Origin of the sequence: Mesorhizobium sp. M7A.F.Ca.MR.362.00.0.0, assembly GCF_004023175.1 — a bacterium.
GTDB lineage: Bacteria > Pseudomonadota > Alphaproteobacteria > Rhizobiales > Rhizobiaceae > Mesorhizobium.
The window spans coordinates 1-218 of sequence record NZ_RZTF01001218.1 but is presented as its reverse complement, the minus strand read 5'-3'; the positions used below and the strand labels follow the sequence as shown (position 1 = coordinate 218).

General features: G+C 36.7%; 1 protein-coding gene. It reads right to left on the bottom strand.

Annotated features, from left to right (window positions below; genetic code table 11):
• A partial coding sequence (locus tag EOC06_RS40710; RefSeq protein ID WP_164899135.1) for a hypothetical protein occupies positions 1–218 on the bottom strand: 218 nt, incomplete at both ends.

Here is a 218-nt window from a genome sequence, read left to right as displayed (position 1 = left end):
ATTTAAGATAGAAACATTATAAAACGGCTTATTAAATTCAATGTTATACAATGCTAATCTTTCCAAGCAATCATGCTGGCTAACTTCCCCTGTCAGAAAGCCCCATAATGTATTATCCAGCATGGTAGTTGAGTCTTTTGTCTGGCTGCCAGCAGTTGCAACCTTTAATTTCTGTCCGACAGATTGCAGTGTTTTTAATAATTCCTCTTCATCAACAG